The sequence below is a fragment of the Vibrio sp. V31_P5A7T61 genome, assembly GCF_009904895.1.
In the GTDB taxonomy this organism is placed as follows: Bacteria; Pseudomonadota; Gammaproteobacteria; order Enterobacterales; family Vibrionaceae; genus Vibrio; species Vibrio metschnikovii.
Genome location: NZ_WXWI01000025.1, coordinates 128,486 through 149,529, shown reverse-complemented (window position 1 = coordinate 149,529; position 21,044 = coordinate 128,486). Strand labels below are relative to the sequence as shown.

Below are 21,044 nucleotides of genomic sequence, written 5' to 3'. Positions count from 1 at the left end.
AACCCATCTGCAAGCGACACATAAATAGAAATTGATTCGATATCTGAATCATCAAGAACAGCCGTTCTCAAATTCATACAACTCTAAAAATTAACTTAAAATAGAAATTAAAAACCAATAAAAATATTAAAATCGGAATAAAAAACCAATATTTTCACTTTTACATAGTTCCATTGGACCGACAACTGAGGGTTAATCAGTGAATGTGACCACTACCACAAAAAGCCTTCATCCACTAAATGTGGTAAGTTTTACCACATTATCATTTCTATATGGCTCTAATTTCAGTGAAAGACTCCCAAGAAGCATTGCATTTTAGCATCACTCCAGAAAAGACCGCTTGGAACCGACATGACACTTATTGGTCACTCAGCTTATTTGGTACCGCCGTCGGTGCCGGCATTCTTTTTTTACCTATTAATCTAGGGCTTGGTGGGTTTTGGCCGTTATTGATTATGGCGCTTCTCGCCTACCCAATGACGTACTACTCTCATCGCGGCCTAGCAAGATTCGTCTTATCTTCTGCTCATCCTAACAGTGACTTTACGGATGTGGTTGAAGAACACTTTGGAGTCACGGCTGGCAGAGCCATTGCATGGTTATACTTTCTGTCTATTTTCCCTATCTTATTGATTTATGGCGTAGGACTGACCAATACCGTTGATAGTTTCTGGGTTAACCAAGCACAGCTCAGCGCTCTGCCTCGTTGGTTACTGTCCGGTGTTCTGGTCAGTGGGTTGATTGCGATTATGCTCGGCGGTGAAAAAATCATGTTACGCGCATTCGCCGTCATGGTTTATCCTCTCGCGGCCATTTTAGCCGCTCTATCACTCTATTTAATTCCACGCTGGCATCTGCCTTCTCTTGCTTTGCCGAGTGCTGGGGAGTTTATTCATACCGCTTGGCTATCAGTGCCGGTGATTGTTTTTTCATTCAGTTATGCTGCGGCTATTTCTAGTTTTGCTCATAAGCAGCGACGCTATTACCAGCAACAAGCCTTAAAGAAAAGTGAACATATACTAAAACGCACCAGCATAGTGCTGATTGCTTTTGTATTGCTGTTTGTTTTTTCATGTGTGCTAACGCTATCCCCAGAGCAACTCCTTGACGCTAAGACGCAAAACTTATCTATTTTGTCTTACTTGGCAAACGCGACTGATAATCCGTTTATTGCAACGCTCGGGCCACTGGTGGCTTTTATTGCGATTACTTCCTCGTTCTTAGGACACTTTTTAGGGGCTCGTGAGAGCTTAAATGGATTGCTGACTAAGCACAGCTCTCTCAATTACGCTCAGGCGAATAAATTAGGAATTGGATTTCTATTTGTGACTATCTGGGCAGCGGCAATACTCAATCCAAGTATTTTAGGTATGATGGAAGCGTTATCTGGGCCCGTTATCGCGTTAATTTTATTTATCATGCCCATGATTGCCGTCTATCGTGTTAACGCTCTCAATGGTTATAAAAAACACCTAAGCACTTACTTTGTATTTGCCATTGGCATGATGGCAGTCTCTGCTTTGCTTTATCGCTTACTCCATTAAGTCTCGGTAACATCTCCTCCTCTCCACTGGAATCTCATCGGTGGAGAGGAGCGCGTTATAGTGATGGAGAAGCGACTTATTTATCAAGGGGTAAGATCAATCATCGTCATACTTTAGTTAAAATACTCGCAGAACTTGTTGACTAATATTTAACCAAGTCGTACCTTGTAATGTAATCTTCATCACATTAGGAGGCTATTCCATGAAACGCTCTAGCGCAACTTCGCGTCTGCAAATGATTAAAGAAGTTGCAAAACGCAACACCTCTCCCACCAATGCCGATCCTATGGCGCAATACATCAATACATTAATTCACAACAAAACCAGTCAACCGAAACAAGAACCGAAACGGATTTTCTCAGGTTTGCATTTTGATGAGCATGCCGGTGGATGGGTTAGCGATAACTGGGATAATAAATAGTCCAACTCTCGCGAACCACTTTATTGCTGATACCCTACCGATGCGAAGGCCAAACGTCGAACTCGATTGGATGTGCAGCTAGTCGTCCTTAGGGTATTGCCAACTATGGTGTGATTAGAAATGGATTTCATGTGACACTTTTTTACCGCCGTTCATCGAATATCATTCGCTTAAAAGTACGAAGCCGAGCGACTAGAACAGTTCGTTTTGTCGATCCTCGTTAGCCATTTCCATCCTCTTATTGGCTTGACTTTGCTGCGATCGTTGTTTGCGCCGATAACGTTGCCGACAAAGATGAATGACATGCAGTTGCTGAGCTGGCGTCATATCTAACCACGTAAAGCGTTCCTCTCTTTTACGCATACAGCCCTGACAATAGCCTTTTTCATCCACGCTACAGACACCCACACAAGGGCTTGGGATCTGGAAAAACTCCAATTGCTCCATAACCACTCCATTGTTTTATGCCCTATCTGACCCCATAAACAATTCGGTTAGCGATTAGCTCATGATCGCCTACGCTTTAGGCATGACAGTCCGCTAACACAACTTAATCATGGCTCGTTATACTCTATGCCAATCATCTCATCAACTTAACGTGATTAGGTTGTCCTGATGCTATTTGATGTCCGATTGTTGATTAGGAGTTCTCACATGAAGCTTAGTTCAAAAGCCCTACTTGCCGCAATATCCTTACCTGTCTTACTCTCTGCTTGTGCTGGTTACCAAGATAAAACCGAGATTACTGCCGACGTACTGCAACATCATCATTGGCAACTGACTCATATCGATGGGCAGCCGTTGGTCATGGATGAGCATTATGACGCACCAAGACTCGAGTTTGGCGAAAAAATGATGGCCAGTGGTAATGCCGGCTGTAACAACTTTTTCGGTCAAGCCGAGCTAAAAGATAACAAACTGCGTATTGAAAGAATGGGCATGACGATGAAAATGTGTATCGGTGATGTTATGGATACCGAGCAACTCGTCTCTCAATCATTGAGCGACTGGAATGACGTAACATTAACCGAAGAAACACTAACCTTAAAAAACCAAGCACATACACTTACTTTCACGTTGAGTGATTGGGTTAAGTAAAAGCCATCGGTTTTTCATGTTCACAGTGAGTAATAAAAAAGACAGCTTTTTGCTGTCTTTTTTATTAAGCCAATTTTGTTACACAGAAGATTAACTTATTTAATGATTTTCCTTCATAATGGATCGATATGGCGGTTCGATAAAGAGCGAGGGCAGCGAGTTATTGCAGCAAAATGACTCCGCATTGCCGATAGCACTGTCAACCTCAGTAGAAAAAGAGATTAAGGATAATAATGAAAAATTGGCTAGCTCTACTTTGCGCAAGTTTACTGTCGTTTGCGCTTCACGCTCAATCTTGGCAAGACATCACTCAACAAGCTCGGGGAGAGACGGTCTATTTCCATGCTTGGGGTGGCAGTCAAGAAGTTAACAACTACTTACGTTGGGCGGCTGTACAACTCAAACAACAGCACGACATCAATTTAGTGCATGTGAAGGTATCTGATATTGCCGAAACGGCCAGCCGACTAGTCGCAGAGAAAGCCGCAGGCCGTCACGATGCTGGTAGTGTTGACATGGTGTGGATCAATGGTGCTAATTTCAAGTCGATGAAAGATAATGGATTATTATACGGCCCAATCGTTGACATGCTACCCAACTGGGCAATCGTCGACTCATCACTTCCGGTCGATCGTGATTTTGCTGAACCAACGGAAGGGTTAGAAGCCCCTTGGGGAGTCGGTCAGTTAGTGTTTATTCACGACCACCAAAAGCTCAATAATCCCCCACAATCTTTCGCAGAGTTGCTCAGTTATGCCAAGGTATACCCTAACCGGATTACTTACCCTCGCCCACCTGAATTTCATGGTGCCAGTTTTCTTAAAGCATTATTGATTGAATTAACCGCGAACAATGCTGCATTAGGTTTACCGGTTGATCACGCGTCTTTCCCTATCATCACTAAACCGTTATGGGATTATTTGGATCAACTGCACACCGTCGCTTGGCGATCAGGGCGACAATTTCCATCTGGCTCATCAGAAATGCTCCAATTACTGGATGATGGACAAATTGATCTTGCGATTACTTTTAATCCTAATGCTGTTTTTGCCGCTCAGGCTGCGGGTAAGCTGTCGAAAAGTACACAAAGTTACGCGATGCAAAACGGCGCTTTAACCAATATTCATTTTTTAGCCATCCCTTGGAATGCCAATGCCAAAGCGGGGGCTTTAGTGACAATCAACTTTTTACTCAGCCCAGAAGCCCAATCTCGTAAAGGGGATTTAGCCATTTGGGGTGACCCTGCCGTGATCCAAAGGCAGCACCTTAGCGGCTCTGCCAGCCGTTCGAAATTGTATCCTTCAATAGACGAACCTCATCCCAGTTGGCAAACCGCGTTAGGGGAAGAGTGGCAGCGTCGTTACGGTCATCGTCAATAACGATTACTATGCGATTACGATTGGCTTATTGGGGCGTACTGCTGATTTGCGTTGCGCCGATCATTCCTGGAGTGCTCGGTATCGTCAGCTCTGCGTTGGGTTATATCCCTGCCGTAGGATTGAATAGTGTTGGCGTTGAGGCTTTTCAGCAAGTTTGGCAATGGACCGGTATTGAACGTTCATTGCTGCTCTCGCTTAGCTCAACCCTATTGAGTACCTACCTTGCCTTAGCGATCAGTTTTGCTATTTTAGCCTCGCTTTGGCACTCTCCATATTGGCGAAGGGTTGAACATGCGTTATCCGCGCTGCTTGCTCTTCCTCACGTGGCTTTTGCGATTGGCTTTGCCTTCCTATTTGCACCGACAGGAATGGTTTCGCGTTTGGTCCATGCCATGTCGGGTTATCAACCTTCTACTCAAGGCGCTACTTGGCTAGTTCAAGATCCCTACGCATTGGGACTCACTATCGCCTTAGCATTAAAAGAAGTTCCTTTTCTGCTCTTGATGAGCCTCTCGGTGGTACAACAGTTACGCATTCCGTCCTTACTCACCGTTGCAGCCTCCCTCGGCTACTCACCTCGTCAAGCTTGGTTTAAGTTAGTTTTGCCACAATGGCTATCTAAAATGCGGTTTGCCTTATTTGCTGTCACTAGCTACGGTATTTCGGTGGTCGATCTCAGTCTAATTTTAGGTCCGAATACCCCTCCGACCTTCGCCGTCTTAGTCTGGCAATGGTTCAGTGATGCCGATCTGCAGCAAATTCCCCGCGCCGCCGCTGGCGCATTACTGCTCTTAGGATTAGCAAGTATCATGCTGCTATCGGTGTTGCTCATCGAGCGCATTCTCTTGGGTTTATGCCGTCAATGGATGTGGTCGGGCCGTTACGCCTTATTCTTACCAGGAAAAAGCTTACTCTGTTTAGTGTGCTTTATTTCTTTGAGTATTTTCCCTCTTATGATGCTATGGAGCATTGCTCAGCGTTGGCGTTTTCCTGAGTTGTGGCCCAGCGAATACAGTTGGCGATTTTGGCTAGCTGAATGGCCGACAATGCTACCTGCCCTCTATCAAAGTGTTGGTTTAGCGCTGGTCAGTGGTAGCCTAGCATTGCTTTTTGCTGTCCTCACTCATGAATATCGTCAAGCTTCGCCTCGCTCAGTACCGACCTATTTGATCGTCATGCCAATGCTAGTCCCTGCGCTCTCTTTATTGTTTGGCGTACAAATTCTCACCTTGCTGATCGAAGGCTCAAACTATGTCTTATGGGTCATTTGGGGGCATCTCTTCTTTGCTTTTCCGCTGGTGTATCTTGCGCTTGATGGGGCATGGAAAAGCTACCCTACTGACTACCATAAAATCGCCGCCAGTTTAGGTAAAAGTGATTGGTCTATCTTTTGCAGAGTTAAAGCCCCGCTATTGAGACCGGCTATGCTCTACGCTTGGGCAATAGGGAGCAGTGTGAGTTTAGCGCAGTATTTACCCACTCTGATGCTTGGGGGCGGTCGATTCGCCACCATTACTACCGAAGCGGTGACACTATCCAGTGGTTTTGATCGCCGGGTAATGGCTATTTATGCCCTTTGGCAAGCCGTGTTACCGTTCATTTTTTTCTTGCTTGCGATTATTCTTAGTCGCGCCTTTCAGCCCCAACCTTTAACAAGAAGCCGTTAATTAATGAGTTTTTATCTCAAAGACCTTACCCTATATAAGCCAGATGGCCAGCCACTGCTAAGTCATTTTGATTTAACCATTCATCGAGGTGAAATCGTCAGCCTAATGGGGCCAAGCGGCTGTGGTAAGTCGACCTTACTCAATGTTATTGCCGGACATTTACCTACCGATTTTCGTTATCGTGGAGAGATGACGTTCAATCAACAAGATCTAACGACGCTGCGCCCACATCAACGCCAAATTGGTTTATTGTTCCAAGATGATTTGCTGTTTCCGCATCTTAATGTGTGGGAAAATTTAGCCTTTGCCTTACCCAATGCAGTCAAAGGCCAACATCGCAAACGACAAGCGCAACAAGCTTTAGAGAACGTATCATTACTCGCGTTAGCGGAGTCTTTCCCAGACCAACTGTCGGGTGGACAAAGAGCCAGAGTCAGTTTGCTGCGTATGCTGCTCGCTCAACCTCGCCTAGCGCTACTTGATGAACCATTCAGTAAATTAGATAAAACACTACGGATACAATTTCGCCAGTGGGTATTTGAACAGTTAAAAGCCTCGCAAATTCCAACCTTAATGGTCACTCATGATGAAGAAGATGTGCTTCACTGTGATCGTGTAATCCAATGGCCTGAGGAGCAACTCAATGCTTGATCGCTACATTATCCCGGTTATTCGCCGCCCCTTATCCTATGCGGCAGAACAATTGGATGAACTCAACGTGACCGCAAATCAGGTGACACTCTTCGGTTTTGCTTTGGGGTGTTTGGCTTTTCCAGCGTTATTATTAGAGCAGTATACTTTGGCTTTATGGTTGATCCTCGCTAACCGGCTTTGTGATGGGCTGGATGGCGCATTAGCGCGAATTCAAGGACTCACTGATGCAGGGGGATTTCTCGATATTAGCTTAGATTTTCTGTTTTATTCGTTAATCCCTTTTGGTTTTATTCTCGCGAATCCAGAAGCCAACAGCATTGCGGGCGCTTTTTTGATTTTTTCGTTCATTGGTACTGGGTGCAGTTTTCTCGCTTTTGCCGTCATGGCCAGCAAGCACGGGATCATCAACCCTGTTTATCAGCATAAGTCTTTGTATTATATGAGTGGATTAACCGAAGGGACAGAAACCATCGTTTGTTTGGTTCTATTTTGTCTCTTTCCTGACTATTTTTCACTGATTGCCTATCTGTTTGCAGCGGCTTGTTGGATAACGACTGGAACACGGCTCTATTCTGGTTTTCATACACTATCAACATTAGAGAAAACCAATAACTCACATTAAGACGTTCCGACACAACCCATTAGTGACGGCGTCACTAATGGGCAATCCGTTTTGGTCGAAATAGAACGACACTATTCAACGGTTAATATAGCGGCTAATCACAACACTTCGCTTAGCGAGCTTTGATCTCAGGCCAGAGGATATTCCAAGGTTTAATCCAGTTATCAATACCTTGACTAACCATAGGCGAAGACCATTTTTCGCCTAGCAGAGGGGCATTTCTTGGATCACAAACAAACTCAAAGTGTGTGCCCTGAAAAGAAAAACGCAAAGCAAAAGCATGCAGATACCCACGATCCGCTTGGCTAGTCGGCAAATAAATAGGGTCACCGACGATAGGCGAGCCTATCGATTTGAGTGCTACTCGAATTTGGTGGGTTTTGCCAGTGTGCGGTTTACATAAAAACAGCCGCTCGCCTGGCTCAGCCGGTAAAGAGAAAAATTGTGTGATGGCTGGGTTATCATAAGTTGGTACGAGTTTCCAACTGGCTCGACGTGAACGTTGCATATCACCACTGATCAACCCTTGTTTCTTCTTCGGTTTTTTGGCACCTATCGCGAGATAATATTTCTCAATCTTTCGCTTAGCAAAAGCCTGCGACAATTCACTGGCTGCCGCTGCATTGCGGGCGAGCAGTAGCAAACCAGAGGTCATTTTATCTAAGCGATGCACCAAATACAGTTGTGTATCGCCACTTTGCTGCCCGACTTCATGCAGCAACATCGTCTCCCCATCATCTTTATGAACAGAAACATTAGGGTGTTTATTAACGACTAAAAAATCCGTATGCGTCACAACTATATCAAACATGGTATTTTCCGAATAAAAACGATATTCACCTACGGCGACTTCAAACTGTAGATGAATAATAAATTGAGACCGAGGATCATAAAGCAACGACTAAGTTTCACCTAGGTTTAGTTAATAAGCGAAACCGAAGGCTTCTATCGCGAACAAAGTGGAGTGGTAGCTAGACGTCAGCAAATGCTGAAAGTTCATAATCACTTATTCAATGCCCCGTAAACGCAAACACCGTCATGGCAGACGGTGTTTGGGGCGAAAATTAAGCAGGTTAATTAGGCAAAAAAGACCAATAACATCAACACAGGACAGACGATACGCACATACGTAGGCCAAATTTTCCAAAACCAGCTTTGTTCTATTTCTGGATAACCTTGCTTTAACTCATTGAGAATGTGATTACGATGCCAAATCCACCCGACCATTAAAGTGATCAAGAGAGCAATAATTGGTTGTGAATAAACGGTAGTAAACTGAATCACCAGACCAAATAACGCCGAGAAATTAAAGACAATCACCGCTGAAAACAACGTAACTAAACCGCCAATCCACAACACCGCCGAGCGGCGGCTCTGCTGCAACTCTTCAGTGGCACACGCCACGGGTACTTCAAGCATGGATATTGATGAAGTCAGGGCAGCAATGACCATCAATAAGAAGAACACTAAACCGATTAATGTCCCGACGGTGCCCATGGTATCAAACATGGCAGGTAAAACCGTAAACACCAAGGTATCTGAATTGAGTAACTCACCCGAGGCAGAAAAAATTTCTACGCCATTATGTTTAGCCACAAACATCGCAGGTAAGATCATCAAACCAGCAATAAAAGCAACACCAGTATCAATCAGTGCTACCTGAGCGGCCGTTTTAGGGATGTTGGTCTCTTTCTTCAGATAAGAGCCATAAGTGGTCATCACACACACACCCAATGAGAGAGAAAAGAACGCTTGTCCCATCGCACTGACAATCAGTTGCGGTGTCAGATGACTGAAATCGGGTACTAAGTACATGGTTAACCCATCCCATGCGCCTGGCTGAGTGAAAATATACACCGTCAATAAACCAAATAGGATAAATAGCAGAGGCATCAGACGAGTCGACCACTTTTCAATCCCATTTGCGACGCCATTACTGACCACAAACATGGTCAGAGCCATAAAAGCCATCATCAGAATTAAGTTACGTTCGGTACTAAAAGTGGTTAACCATTGGCTAGCACTCTCTATGCCTACCAATTCTAAACTGCTGCCAAATAATGACCCTAATAACCAACCAGCAACAATCGCGTAAAAACTGAGAATTAAAGAGACGACGACCATGCCGATAACGCCAAGTAAGATGGCACCGAACTTGCCTTTTGGCCATACCGAACGAAACGAGCGTATCGGGTTAGATTGCCCATAACGCCCTACGGTCAATTCGGCCACCAGCATAGGAAACGCCAATAAAAACACCATCAGTAAATAGACGATTAAAAAAACCGCACCGCCGTTACTCGCAGCTTGAGTCGGAAACCCCCAAACATTACCCAAACCGACTGCAGAACCTGCTGCTGCCATAATAAAACCAAATCGGGAGGTGAATTGGCCTCGAGAACTACTCGCCATAAATAGATACCATCATGTTATTGTAAACGCACTAACCGCCCTTAGTGTGTACAAAAAAATATACACCAAAACAAAGCACGACTATCAACGTGGATATAGCAAGTAAAACAGTTTAATTATAAAATTGGAAGTCCGAACGCTCTAAATAAACACCAAGATGAAGCCTCTTTTATCTGTTTGGTGCTTTTTTGTTCGACGCATTGATCATCTTAGGTTCCTCCACCGCATTCTTCTTTTAACGATCACTTTTTTGTACAGTTCTGTTTCATATCACCTTTCAATCCTTCCTTCTCTGACGCTTTCCCTTTACTATCCACATAGACAACAATCAATACCGTGAGTATATGGATAAGATTTATCACTTTTTAACGTTAGCAAGCATCGTGATTTATTGGCTACTGGTCGCCGGGGTCACTCTGCGCGTTGTTCTTAAACGTAAGGCCATGAGCGTCTCTCTCGCTTGGTTAATGATCATTTACATCATTCCTATTGTCGGCGTGATCTGTTACTTCATGTTCGGGGAGCTGAACCTTGGTCGAACCAGAGCAGAACGAGCAAAAGAGATGTTTAAACCGTTTGGTGAATGGTTTCGTTCGCTCAATGATTGCCAAGCGCATATGCCTGAAACCATGGGCGCTCATATTTATAAAATTGATGAGCTGTGCAACCGTCGCATGGGAATTCCGGCGTTAAGCGGTAATACACTCTCACTGCAAAACTCGCCTAATGAAATCCTCCATTCGATCATCGCTGATATCGAAAAAGCGCAACATAATATTCGCATGGAGTTTTATATCTGGTATCCCGGCGGTCTGGCTGATGCCGTTGGCTCGGCTTTAATTCAGGCGGCTAAACGCGGCGTCGATGTTAAACTATTGCTCGACTCCGCAGGAAGCCCGAAATTTTTCCGTAGTCATTGGTACAAATTAATGCGCAGTTCTGGCATTCATGTCGTTGAAGCGTTGCAAGTCAGTCCTTGGCGGATGCTATTTCGCCGTTTAGATCTTCGTCAGCACCGTAAAATTATCGTTATCGATGATAGCATTGCTTACACTGGCTCAATGAACATGGTCGACCCTGCGTTTTTCAAGCAAGACTCCGGCGTAGGGCAATGGATTGATATTATGGTACGTATCACTGGGCCTACCGTTAATGTCCTCTCGGCTATCCATTGTTGGGATTGGGAGGTAGAAACTGGGTCGCGGATGTTGCCTAATATTCCAGAATGCCAACTCGATACAAGCCAACCCCAACACCCGATACAAGTCGTGCCATCCGGACCGGGAATGCCAGAGCACTTGATCTTACAAGTACTGATTCTTGCTATGCATCAAGCCAATCAATCCGTACGGATTACCACGCCTTACTTTGTGCCAAGTGCTGATTTATTGGCCACGTTAAAAATGACGGCACAACGTGGGATCACGGTTGAATTGATTATTCCGCAAAAAAATGACTCAATAATGGTGCAATGGGCCTCTCGTTCATTTTACGAAGAATTGCTTGCAGCGGGCGTCACTATTTATGAATTTCATGGTGGATTACTGCATACTAAATCGGTTGTTATTGACCAAAAATTCTGTTTAGTCGGCACCGTTAATCTTGATATGCGCAGCTTATGGCTTAATTTTGAAGTCACGCTAGCCGTTGATGATCAAGAGTTCACTCAGCAATTGTATTGGCAACAACAAAGTTACATCGACCAATCTCAAGCCGTCCAAGCCAGTGAGTGGGAGAAGCGATCCTTAGGTCATCGCTTTTTAGAGCGGGTATTTTATCTGTTCAATCCTCTTCTGTAATCGACTAGGAAACTTTAGACAAGGACTCTGACATGTCACACAATAAAAAGACTCAATTGATCACTGCTGGTCGAGATAAAAAATGGACACAAGGTAGTGTCAACCCTCCGGTTCAACGCGCATCAACCATTGTTTTTGATACGGTTGCCGATAAGCATCACGCGACGGTGAATCGAGCCAATAAGACACTTTTTTATGGTCGCCGAGGAACCACCACTCATTTCGCCTTTCAAGAAGCGATGAGTGAATTAGAAGACGGTGCAGGTTGCGCCCTCTACCCTTGCGGGGCTGCGGCGATCAGTAACGCAATTCTGGCCTTTGTTCAATCCGGCGATCACTTATTAATGGTCGATACCTGTTATGAACCAACGCGTGATTTTTGTGACACCATACTCAAAAAATTTGAGGTTGAAACGACGTATTATGACCCGATGATTGGTGAAGGGATCAGCGCTCTTATCCAACCTAATACCAAGATTTTATTTACCGAGTCACCGGGCTCTATCACCATGGAAGTTCAAGATATTCCCACCTTGGCTCGCATTGCTCATCAACATAATATCATTGTGATGATGGACAACACGTGGGCTGCGGGTATTCAGTTTGCGGCGTTACAACATGGTGTTGACATATCGATTCAAGCGGCGACCAAATACATTGTAGGCCACTCCGATGTGATGCTTGGTACTGCCGTTGCTAAAGCGGAATATTGGGACCAATTATGTGAAAATAGCTATTTAATGGGCCAATGCATTTCACCTGATGATGCTTATTTAGGTCTTCGTGGATTAAGAACCTTAGCGGTCCGTTTACAGCAACATCAACAAAATGCCCTTGCGGTGGCCAATTGGTTAGCCACTCATCCTTTAGTGGATGAGGTTCGTCATCCGGCATTCGCCAGCTGTCCGGGACACGAATTTTTCCAACGTGATTTCACTGGTGGCAACGGACTTTTCTCGTTTGTTCTTAAAACCAGCTATCCTCGTGCAACCACCGCTCTGCTCGATGGCATGCAACATTTTAGTATGGGTTATTCTTGGGGGGGCTTTGAAAGCTTAATTTTAGCGAATGAACCGAAAAGCTTTACTCAGTTACGAAGTGTCTCTCGACCCAATTTTGACGGGACTTTAATTCGTTTACATATTGGCTTAGAAGCGGTAGAAGATTTAATTGCTGATCTTGAACAAGGGTTTGCACGCTATCAAACCGTATTGGACTCTCGTTGCTGAACGCTTGTTTTGCCGATAACTGAACATTTTAGTTATCGGCATGGGCAATTCAAAAGGTGATCATTAACTATACCTACCGCTTGCATAAAAGCATAGCACGTCGTCGGTCCGACAAATTTAAACCCGTGTTGCTTTAAATAGTGGCTCATTGCACTCGACTCCTCACTGTAAGCCGGAACTTGATCTGCGCTTTGCCAGTGGTTGATCTTCGGCTCTCCGCCAACAAAAGACCATAACTTATCGCTCAATGACCCACATTCTTTCTGTATCGCTATCGCAGCACGAGCATTAGTAAACACCGACGCTATTTTTCCACGATGTTTAATCACATCAAACTGGCTCATGATCGCTTCAACATCAGCATCATCGTATTGAGCTAACACGCTCAAGTCGTAATTGGCAAACGCTTGTCGATAAGCCTGACGTTTTTTTAATACCGTTAACCAACTAAGCCCAGCCTGAGCGCCTTCTAAAGTGATAAATTCAAACAAAACCCGATCCAGATAGGCTGGCCTGCCCCATTCCGTATCGTGATATTCACGCTCAAGAGGATGCTTTAGTGCCCATGGACAGGTTAAATTACTCGTCATTGTTACCTACTCGTTGGATGTTTGGTTTAGCTCAAGGATAAAATTATTCCGCTATACTGTGATGACCGATACCGAAAAGCAATCAAATCTACAGGAGTGATGAACCTTCACGATGATGTTATTAGCGCTTAACATCGATGTCGATTGCTCAAGATTAATATCGAATACTATAGCGTTCTTCGCTAACCCAGCAATTTTCACAGAAAAGAGGCTCTTCGCTTTACTTGGGTATGATAGTACGACAACTTCAAGTAGAATAAAGGGATATTGCTTAGCCTCGTTGCTCACATGCGCACTTCTATTATGAATAGTTTATTACGATACACCATAGGCTTATCTGGCCTAATGTTGCTAATTGGATGTGGTGAAAGTATCGAACATCATCAAATCCGCCAATCTGGATTTGTCTATTGTGGACAAGGTAGTCCTAGTACATTTAACCCTCAGTTGGTTGATAGTGGCATCACTTCCGAAGCTTTAAGTCCACAATTGTATAATAGCTTGCTCACCATCGATCCTGATTCTCATTTTGTTCAACCTGGCTTAGCCAGTGAGTGGTATGCGACTAATCAAGGCACCGAGTATATTTTTACCCTGCGTTCCGGCGTTGAGTTTCAAACCACGCGCTGGTTTACTCCAACCCGCGCACTGAATGCAGAAGACGTGGTCTTTAGTTTCAAACGTATCATCGATCCTACGCATCCATTTCATAGCATCAATAATGCAAGTTATCCTTGGTTTACGAGCTTAAACATCACGAATACTCTCAAAGAGGTCGAGGCGTTAGATGCTAATACGGTAAAGTTTACTCTGACTCGACCAGATAATACTTTTTTAGCCAATATCTCTACAGCGCACGCGGTCATCCTCTCGGCGGAATATGCACAACAACTGCAAGCCAGTAATCAATTAGCGAATATTGATACCCATCCTGTCGGTACTGGGCCGTTCTATTTGGATGAGTATCAACCTCTTGATCTGATTCGTTTACGTCGCCATCCACACTATTGGAATGGACCGGCGAAAATGCAGCAAGTGGTGTTTGATATCTCCCAACGCGGTACCGGAACGCTGGCTAAGTTACTGCGTCACGAATGTGATGTGTTAACGTCACCGATCGCCAGTCAACTGCCAATCATCGAAAATCAGCCACACCTCACTCTCAAATCGAAGCCGGCGATGAATATTGCTTTTATTGCAGTGAATACCTCACATCCAGCGCTGAATGATGTTCGGGTACGTAAAGCGCTTAATTTTGCGATCAATCGACAAAATATCTTAGATTCGGTGTACTACGGTACCGGCAGCATCGCCTATAACCTACTACCGCCAAGCTCATGGGCTTATCAAAAAGATACGGTACAAATTCGCTATGATCGTAACTATGCGCTCGCTCTATTACGTGAAGCTGGCGTTACCTCAGGATTAGAGCTCACCATGTCGGTTCCAAATGAACCTCGGGCTTATAATCCTAGTCCAAGAAAAACCGCAGAATTAATCCAGACTCAGTTGGCCGAGGTTGGTATTACACTGCACTTGGTGGCTGAAGATCGCCTACAACGAGGTGAACTGCCACAACGTACAGAAGTCGATTTACTGCTGACAGGTTGGATTGGACACACAAGCGATCCGGACAATTTCTTACGTCCTTTACTTTCTTGTAGTGCGAATCGGGCAGGTCTTAATGTCGCCATGTGGTGCAATGATGACTTTGATTTCCTACTTGATCTAGCAAGAGAAGTCGAACGACCACGCTATAGGCTTAACCTCTACACCCAAGCACAAAATATACTGAATCAAGAGTTTCCAATTATTCCTTTAGCGCATGGCAAACAATTTAAAGCGTACACGACATCACTATCGGGTTTTCAACTGAGTCCATTTAATGTGCAACCTTTCAATACCATCGAGAGGATAAGTGAATAATGTTTAACTATACGTTTCGTCGCTTTAACCTCTTTGTGGTAACTTTATTTATTTTAACCTTAGTCGGTTATAGCTTACTCAGATTAGATCCGAGCTCTCATGCGATACAAGATAATTACTGGCTAGGCTGGTGGTCTTATGTGCAAGAACTGGCTCGTTTAAATTTTGGCGTCAATAAAAATGGCACGCCGATCATAGACGAACTATTGCTCGTATTTCCAGCCACCTTAGAACTGTGTTTAATTGCTTTTACCCTAGCGCTTGTGATTGGAATTCCCGTTGGAACCATTGCTGGTATGAAGCAAGGAAAATGGGTGGATACGGCAATTTCTTTTACCTCAATCTCTGGTTATTCGGCTCCGATTTTTTGGGTCGCGCTGATGATGATCATGTTATTCTCACTCAATTATGAAGCACTGCCTGTTGCCGGACGTTATGATTTACTTTATCAAATCCAACCCATAACTGGCTTTGCATTAATAGATGCCTTTCTTGCGCAAGGGCCGGATCGCCACTATGCACTACAAAGTGTGATTGAGCATATGATTTTACCTTGCTTAGTGCTGGCTCTAGCGCCAACCACGCAAGTGATCGGATTAATGCGTGCATCTGTCTCTGATGTGATGGCTCAGAACTATATTCGTGCCGCTCGTATTAAGGGGCTATCGTATTATCGGATCATTACCCAACATGTTCTGCCTAACGCGATTCCACCAATTATCCCTAAATTTGGTTTTGAACTCTCCAGTATGCTGACGCTGGCGATCATTACCGAATCGATTTTTAACTGGCCTGGCATCGGCCGCTGGCTGCTGGAAGCGCTCTCCAACAAGGATTACGTATCTATGCAAGCCGGGGTAATTGTGATTGGTGTATTGGTATTAACCGCCAATATTTTATCAGACCTCGTCGGAACTCTCGTCAACCCTCTGATAAGGAAAGAGTGGTATGCTAACAAATAGTATTTACCAAGAAGAGCACATCCCGACCCAATTTGAGCGTTTTTGGCGGAGTTTTAAAGCCAATAATCTCGCTATGTTTGGGTTATGGTGTTTATTAATCGTTCTTTTTCTCACGCTGACTTCTTATTGGATAACACCACACGATCCTCATAGTCAGTCAGGAGAATTATTAATGCCGCCATCTTGGGATCCTAGCGGGACCGTCAAATTCTTTTTAGGCACTGATGATTTCGGGCGTGATATTTTATCTCGTCTGATTGATGGATCTCGCTCAACCTTGGGTTCTGCATTATTGATCACCTTTATCGCAGCGCTCATCGGATGTTTAATTGGTATTTTAGCGGGCATGACTAAAGGGCTGCTCTCAAGCACCCTCAATCATTTATTAGATACGGTCATGTCCATCCCGTCCTTGCTACTGGCAATAATCTTCGTCGCTTTCTTAGGGCCAGGCGAATTTAATGTCTTATTGGCTATCGGCTTAGCCCTGATCCCGCGTTTTGTTCGCTCAGTCTATATCGCAGTACATAACGAGGTAGAGAAAGATTATATTTTGGCCGCTCGCCTTGATGGAGCGAGTGATATTTATCTCTTGTGGTATTCCATATTACCTAACGTACTACCGGTCATTGCCGCCGAGATCACACTAGGGCTGTCGGTGGCGATTTTAGATATTTCAGCCCTCGGTTTTTTAGGTTTAGGCGCTCAGTCACCCAGTACCGAATGGGGAGCCATGCTCGGTGATTCTGTGGAGCTGATTTACTTAGCACCTTGGACGGTGACGCTACCCGGCATCGCGATTATGTTTACTGTGGTGATGATTAACTTAGTCGGTGAAGGCGTCCGTCAAGCCTTAAATGCAGGAGTGGAATAATGCCGCTGTTAGATATTCGCCATCTCACGATTGAAATTGATACGCCGCAAGGGTTAGTTAAAGCGGTCGACCGTATGAGCTTAACCATGAATGAAGGCGAGATTCGAGGTTTAGTTGGCGAGTCTGGATCAGGTAAAAGCTTAGTCGCTAAAGCGATTGTGGGGGTGAGCAAAGATAACTGGCGAATTACTGCCGATAGGATGCGTCTTGGCAATATTGATCTGCTCCAACTGACCCCCCGTGAACGCAGACGAGTCATTGCTCGTGATATTGCCATGATTTTTCAAGAACCCTCAACCTGCCTTGACCCCTCTGATAAAGTCGGTGAACAGTTGATTGAATCGATCCCCTCGCGTACCTTTGAAGGGCGTTGGTGGGAGCGTTTTACTTGGCGGAAAAAACAAGCCATTGCTTTACTGCATAAAGTCGGTATTAAAGACCATCGTAAAATCATGGCAAGCTACCCTTATGAGCTAACCGATGGTGAATGCCAAAAAGTGATGATCGCCATGGCGATTGCAGCAAAACCGAAATTGTTGATTGCCGATGAACCAACAAATGACTTGGACCCCATTACTCAATCACAAATTTTACGTTTACTCAGTCGGATGAACCAAGTCAATAATACCTCTATTTTGTTAGTCGGCCATGACTTAACCACCATTACCCAATGGGCAACGCGCATCACTGTTATGTATTGTGGTCAATCCGTGGAATCCGCTGATACACCTAAGATCATGACTGAGCCTAAGCACCCTTATACCGTTGCGCTTCTCAAAGCGATGCCCGATTTCAGTGATTGGATACCTCACAAACAGAAGCTGCAATCATTGCCAGGCTCCATTCCCCCATTGCAACATCTCCCGATCGGCTGTCGCTTAGGACCTCGTTGTCCTTATGCTCAGCGTCAATGTGTCGAAGTGCCTGCCACTCGATTCATTAAAAGCCATAAGTTTGCTTGTCATTTTCCACTGAATATGGAGCCATAATCATGAGTGCTTCACTGCTAGAAGTTCATCAGTTATCCAAAGATTTTGTGAATCGCTCTGGTCTGTTTCGTAAAACCATTCACCATGCGGTCAAGCCAGTGAGTTTTAGCTTAGAGGCTGGACAGACTATTGGTTTCATCGGTCAAAATGGCTCAGGTAAATCGACTCTTGCACGTATGTTAGCGGGCGTAGTGGAGCCATCCGGCGGCGACATTTTGGTCAATGGCGAGCGTCTAGCACATCAAGATTACAGTACACGTTGCAAATTAATTCGGATGATTTTTCAAGATCCAAATACCTCGCTCAATCCGCGCCTACAAATAGGTAGAATTTTAGAAGGCCCGCTGAAACGTAATACCAGCATGACACCAGAAGCACGGATGAATCGCGTAAGAGACACCTTGCTGCGTGTAGGACTGCTTCCAGAACATGCTTACTTTTATCCACAAATGTTAGCCACTGGGCAAAAACAGCGGGTTTGCTTGGCTCGGGCGCTGATTTTGCAACCTTCGGTGATCATTGCCGATGAAGCATTAAACGGTTTAGACATGGCCATGCGATCACAAATCATCAACCTTTTCTTAGAGTTACAAGAAGAAATGGGCGTGTCTTTTATTTATGTTTCGCAACATATTGGCATTGTTAAACATATCACAGATAAAATCATGGTCATGCATGAAGGTGAAGTTGTTGAGTCGGGTGACACTTTACAAGTCTTAGCAGATCCCCAGCACCCCATCACTCAACGGATGATTGAAAGCCATTTTCAAAAAGCACCAAACTTTAAGTAACAGCTTAGCCAGTAACATAAAGTATCATTGAGCGGTTAAGATCAACGATTGAATGCCTACTCGAATAAGCAAAAGGCCCAAATCATTGGGCCTTTGTTCTCTAACTCACTTTATTGGGCGGACTTTTGCTTATTCAATTCCCTATCAAATTCATCGGGAAATAAGACCACCCCTTCTTCATTCTCATTCGGACAAACTACAACCGAAAGATCATCATCTGCCAATCCAGGAGTCCAGCGACTGCGCCATTGATTAAGAGGAATAGACTGAGCTTCACACTCTGCCCACTCGCCAGTGGCCCACGCCTCGGCTAGCTCACGATGCGGCCAAACGGGCACACACTCTTCGTCTTCAGTATTGAGCATCACACAGCCATCTTGGTCTTTTAAAATCCAGACTTGCTGATTAGCAACAATGTGCTTAATACAATACGTTAAACGCTGTTCAGAATCATACTGATTGACGGCCGCGATTTGCTCCGCGCTAAGTGAATTAGACATAATATTCTCCGCTTTTTTTAAGCCCAAGATCATACCGTAATTTAATCATTACGCCAGCTCCGTTTGCGCCGCCACGACAACATCACATTCATACTCATCGCTGCCGCTGCACCTTAGCCGTGCTATCACTGCACGAATATCGTGCATCATTTATACGAAAAATCATTCAGTTAATGTTACGCACTGAGTTTGAAAGCACTTATCCACAGAAAATGTGGATAACCAGCCAAACGATAAAAACCTACTCTTTGAGATAAATTAACCAATACCAAATCCCCACAAACACACCACCACCGACAATATTGCCCAAGGTAACAGGAATTAAGTTATCGACAATGAAGTTCATCATGGTTAAGTCGGTATACTGGGCGATATTCGCCCCAGTCATCTGCCAAAAAGCCTCAGGGGCAACGTATTTGATGCCAATGGCTAACGGAACTTGATACATGTTAGCAATACAGTGTTCAAACCCAGAAGAAACAAACATCGCTACGGGTAAAATGAGTACCATGACTTTGTCTGTTAAAGAGCGAGCACTGAAAGTCATCCATACGGCTAAACAGACCAAAATATTGCACATCAAACCAAGAGAAAAAGCCTGCAGAAAACCATGATGCAGCTTATGCTCGGCAATCGCCATTGCATTTAAACCGAGTTGTCCACCATCATCCATAAACTGCTTGGTTGATAACATGATCCCAACCAATAAAACAGAACCACATAAGTTACCAAAATAGACCACGATCCAGTTTTTGACTAACTGTGGCCAAGAAATTTTCCCACTCGCTTTAGCGACCAAGGTCAATACAGAGCTGGTAAAGAGCTCTCCCCCCGTAATCACCACCAAAATTAATCCAAGACTAAAGGCTATCCCGCCAATCAGCTTAGCAATACCGTAGGGAATATCTTGTGCGCCCGTGGTAACCACGGTGTAAAACACAAAAGCGATACCAATATGAATGCCTGCAGAAATCGCCAGTAAAAACGATTTATACATAGGTTTAGTGGCTTTACTTTCTCCGGTGACGGCAGCACGTTCCGCCATTTGTGGAGGAAGCAGAGAGTCGAACTGGTTCAGATCCATAATTAATGTTACATTTTGATACAGGTAAAAGAGTGGCGGATAATCGCTCCATTTCCTTTTTTGTTCAAGGGGTATTATTGATGTTTACCAAAAATGTTTTAAAGCCTACCTCACGCAGCTTCTTTCTCCTTCCTTTAACTGCATAAAAAAAGCCCATAATGGATTAAGATAACAGTTCTCTATGTTTATGATTGCGTCTTTTTCTTTCGACGATTAAGGTGAATTTAAATCAACCATAGTAAGGGTTTACGATGAAATTTTCTCCACAGCACCTTGATGAATTAAACCTGCTTATTCAATTTGATGTCAGCAGCGCAGCAACGGGTATAAAAGTACACAGCGATGCTCCAGAAGCACTCCAAGCCGCTGCACAGCGACTTCATGAAAAAGGCTTATGCAGCTTACCCGATGGTGGTTATTTGACTCACGAAGGGATTGAAATGGCCGAACTTACCCAACGTCTTTTGCACGTGTTAACTCACGCTTAATCTTCTTCCATCAAA

At 44.4% G+C, this 21,044-nt stretch carries 21 protein-coding genes; 15 read left to right on the top strand and 6 right to left on the bottom strand.

The window, feature by feature from the left end:
• Positions 1-287 precede the first annotated feature (287 nt).
• Positions 288-1,544, top strand: a complete 1,257-nt coding sequence (locus tag CAG58_RS05585) for an aromatic amino acid transport family protein (protein WP_199249704.1) — start codon at positions 288-290, stop codon at positions 1,542-1,544.
• A gap of 202 nt (positions 1,545-1,746) precedes the next feature.
• A complete protein-coding gene (locus CAG58_RS05580) occupies positions 1,747-1,965 on the top strand; it encodes a hypothetical protein (RefSeq protein ID WP_004395125.1) in 219 nt (72 codons plus the stop codon).
• Positions 1,966-2,157: 192 nt separating this feature from the next.
• On the opposite strand, the gene CAG58_RS05575 is transcribed toward CAG58_RS05580, so the two are convergent.
• Positions 2,158-2,412 (bottom strand): DUF1289 domain-containing protein, encoded by a 255-nt coding sequence (locus CAG58_RS05575; protein ID WP_040904252.1) that lies wholly within the window; start codon positions 2,410-2,412, stop codon positions 2,158-2,160.
• A gap of 207 nt (positions 2,413-2,619) precedes the next feature.
• Between CAG58_RS05575 and CAG58_RS05570 the strand changes: the two genes are divergently transcribed.
• From CAG58_RS05570 to CAG58_RS05550, 5 genes are all read left to right on the top strand, one after another.
• Positions 2,620-3,063: an META domain-containing protein gene (locus CAG58_RS05570; RefSeq protein ID WP_004395124.1), complete on the top strand. Its 444-nt coding sequence runs from the start codon at positions 2,620-2,622 to the stop codon at positions 3,061-3,063.
• A gap of 233 nt (positions 3,064-3,296) precedes the next feature.
• Complete coding sequence (locus CAG58_RS05565) at positions 3,297-4,442, top strand: ABC transporter substrate-binding protein (RefSeq protein WP_004395123.1); 1,146 nt, start codon at positions 3,297-3,299, stop codon at positions 4,440-4,442.
• Between the two features lie 8 nt (positions 4,443-4,450).
• The gene (locus CAG58_RS05560; RefSeq protein ID WP_161425554.1) at positions 4,451-6,109 is read left to right on the top strand and encodes an ABC transporter permease; all 1,659 of its coding nucleotides are present in this window, start codon (positions 4,451-4,453) and stop codon (positions 6,107-6,109) included.
• Between the two features lie 3 nt (positions 6,110-6,112).
• Complete coding sequence (locus tag CAG58_RS05555) at positions 6,113-6,760, top strand: ATP-binding cassette domain-containing protein (protein ID WP_161425555.1); 648 nt, start codon at positions 6,113-6,115, stop codon at positions 6,758-6,760.
• A complete protein-coding gene (locus CAG58_RS05550; protein WP_004395120.1) occupies positions 6,753-7,385 on the top strand; it encodes a CDP-alcohol phosphatidyltransferase family protein in 633 nt (210 codons plus the stop codon). Before CAG58_RS05555 ends, CAG58_RS05550 begins: the two co-directional genes overlap by 8 nt.
• A gap of 112 nt (positions 7,386-7,497) precedes the next feature.
• Here CAG58_RS05550 and CAG58_RS05545 read toward each other — a convergent pair whose 3' ends face one another.
• Together CAG58_RS05545 and CAG58_RS05540 are read right to left on the bottom strand one after the other, a co-directional pair.
• The gene (locus CAG58_RS05545) at positions 7,498-8,196 is read right to left on the bottom strand and encodes a TIGR01621 family pseudouridine synthase (RefSeq protein ID WP_161425556.1); all 699 of its coding nucleotides are present in this window, start codon (positions 8,194-8,196) and stop codon (positions 7,498-7,500) included.
• Between the two features lie 266 nt (positions 8,197-8,462).
• On the bottom strand, positions 8,463-9,797 hold the full coding sequence (locus CAG58_RS05540) for a sodium-dependent transporter (RefSeq protein WP_004395118.1): 1,335 nt from the start codon (positions 9,795-9,797) through the stop codon (positions 8,463-8,465).
• A 344-nt stretch (positions 9,798-10,141) separates the two neighbouring features.
• Here CAG58_RS05540 and cls point away from each other — a divergent pair, with 344 nt between their 5' ends.
• Entirely contained in the window at positions 10,142-11,596 is a 1,455-nt protein-coding gene (gene cls, locus CAG58_RS05535; RefSeq protein ID WP_161426609.1) for a cardiolipin synthase, read from the top strand.
• Between the two features lie 32 nt (positions 11,597-11,628).
• Positions 11,629-12,825, top strand: a complete 1,197-nt coding sequence (locus tag CAG58_RS05530; RefSeq protein ID WP_161426608.1) for a cystathionine beta-lyase — start codon at positions 11,629-11,631, stop codon at positions 12,823-12,825.
• A 32-nt stretch (positions 12,826-12,857) separates the two neighbouring features.
• Here CAG58_RS05530 and CAG58_RS05525 read toward each other — a convergent pair whose 3' ends face one another.
• Positions 12,858-13,415: a DNA-3-methyladenine glycosylase I gene (locus CAG58_RS05525; protein ID WP_161426607.1), complete on the bottom strand. Its 558-nt coding sequence runs from the start codon at positions 13,413-13,415 to the stop codon at positions 12,858-12,860.
• A gap of 303 nt (positions 13,416-13,718) precedes the next feature.
• On the opposite strand from CAG58_RS05525, the gene sapA reads away from it, so the two are divergent.
• The 5 genes from sapA to CAG58_RS05500 are packed head-to-tail and all read left to right on the top strand — an operon-like array spanning position 13,719 to position 18,957.
• Positions 13,719-15,341, top strand: coding sequence for an ABC transporter substrate-binding protein SapA (gene sapA / locus CAG58_RS05520; RefSeq protein ID WP_158143800.1), 1,623 nt, complete (start codon positions 13,719-13,721; stop codon positions 15,339-15,341).
• Complete coding sequence (locus CAG58_RS05515) at positions 15,341-16,303, top strand: ABC transporter permease (RefSeq protein WP_154167957.1); 963 nt, start codon at positions 15,341-15,343, stop codon at positions 16,301-16,303. The genes sapA and CAG58_RS05515 overlap by 1 nt, the downstream gene beginning before the upstream one ends.
• Positions 16,290-17,177 carry a putrescine export ABC transporter permease SapC gene (gene sapC / locus CAG58_RS05510; protein ID WP_154167955.1) on the top strand — a complete coding sequence of 296 codons (888 nt, stop codon included), beginning with the start codon at positions 16,290-16,292 and terminating at the stop codon, positions 17,175-17,177. The genes CAG58_RS05515 and sapC overlap by 14 nt, the downstream gene beginning before the upstream one ends.
• Entirely contained in the window at positions 17,177-18,166 is a 990-nt protein-coding gene (locus CAG58_RS05505) for a peptide ABC transporter ATP-binding protein (RefSeq protein ID WP_004395112.1), read from the top strand. The genes sapC and CAG58_RS05505 overlap by 1 nt, the downstream gene beginning before the upstream one ends.
• A gap of 2 nt (positions 18,167-18,168) precedes the next feature.
• A complete protein-coding gene (locus CAG58_RS05500) occupies positions 18,169-18,957 on the top strand; it encodes a peptide ABC transporter ATP-binding protein (protein ID WP_161425130.1) in 789 nt (262 codons plus the stop codon).
• A gap of 110 nt (positions 18,958-19,067) precedes the next feature.
• Here the strand turns inward: CAG58_RS05500 and CAG58_RS05495 are convergent, their stop codons facing one another.
• Both CAG58_RS05495 and focA read right to left on the bottom strand, forming a co-directional pair.
• A complete protein-coding gene (locus tag CAG58_RS05495) occupies positions 19,068-19,457 on the bottom strand; it encodes a DUF2750 domain-containing protein (RefSeq protein WP_040904785.1) in 390 nt (129 codons plus the stop codon).
• 241 nt (positions 19,458-19,698) lie between these two features.
• The gene (focA, locus tag CAG58_RS05490) at positions 19,699-20,541 is read right to left on the bottom strand and encodes a formate transporter FocA (protein WP_161425131.1); all 843 of its coding nucleotides are present in this window, start codon (positions 20,539-20,541) and stop codon (positions 19,699-19,701) included.
• A 251-nt stretch (positions 20,542-20,792) separates the two neighbouring features.
• On the opposite strand from focA, the gene CAG58_RS05485 reads away from it, so the two are divergent.
• Positions 20,793-21,029 carry a TIGR02647 family protein gene (locus CAG58_RS05485; RefSeq protein WP_004395108.1) on the top strand — a complete coding sequence of 79 codons (237 nt, stop codon included), beginning with the start codon at positions 20,793-20,795 and terminating at the stop codon, positions 21,027-21,029.
• Positions 21,030-21,044: the final 15 nt, after the last annotated feature.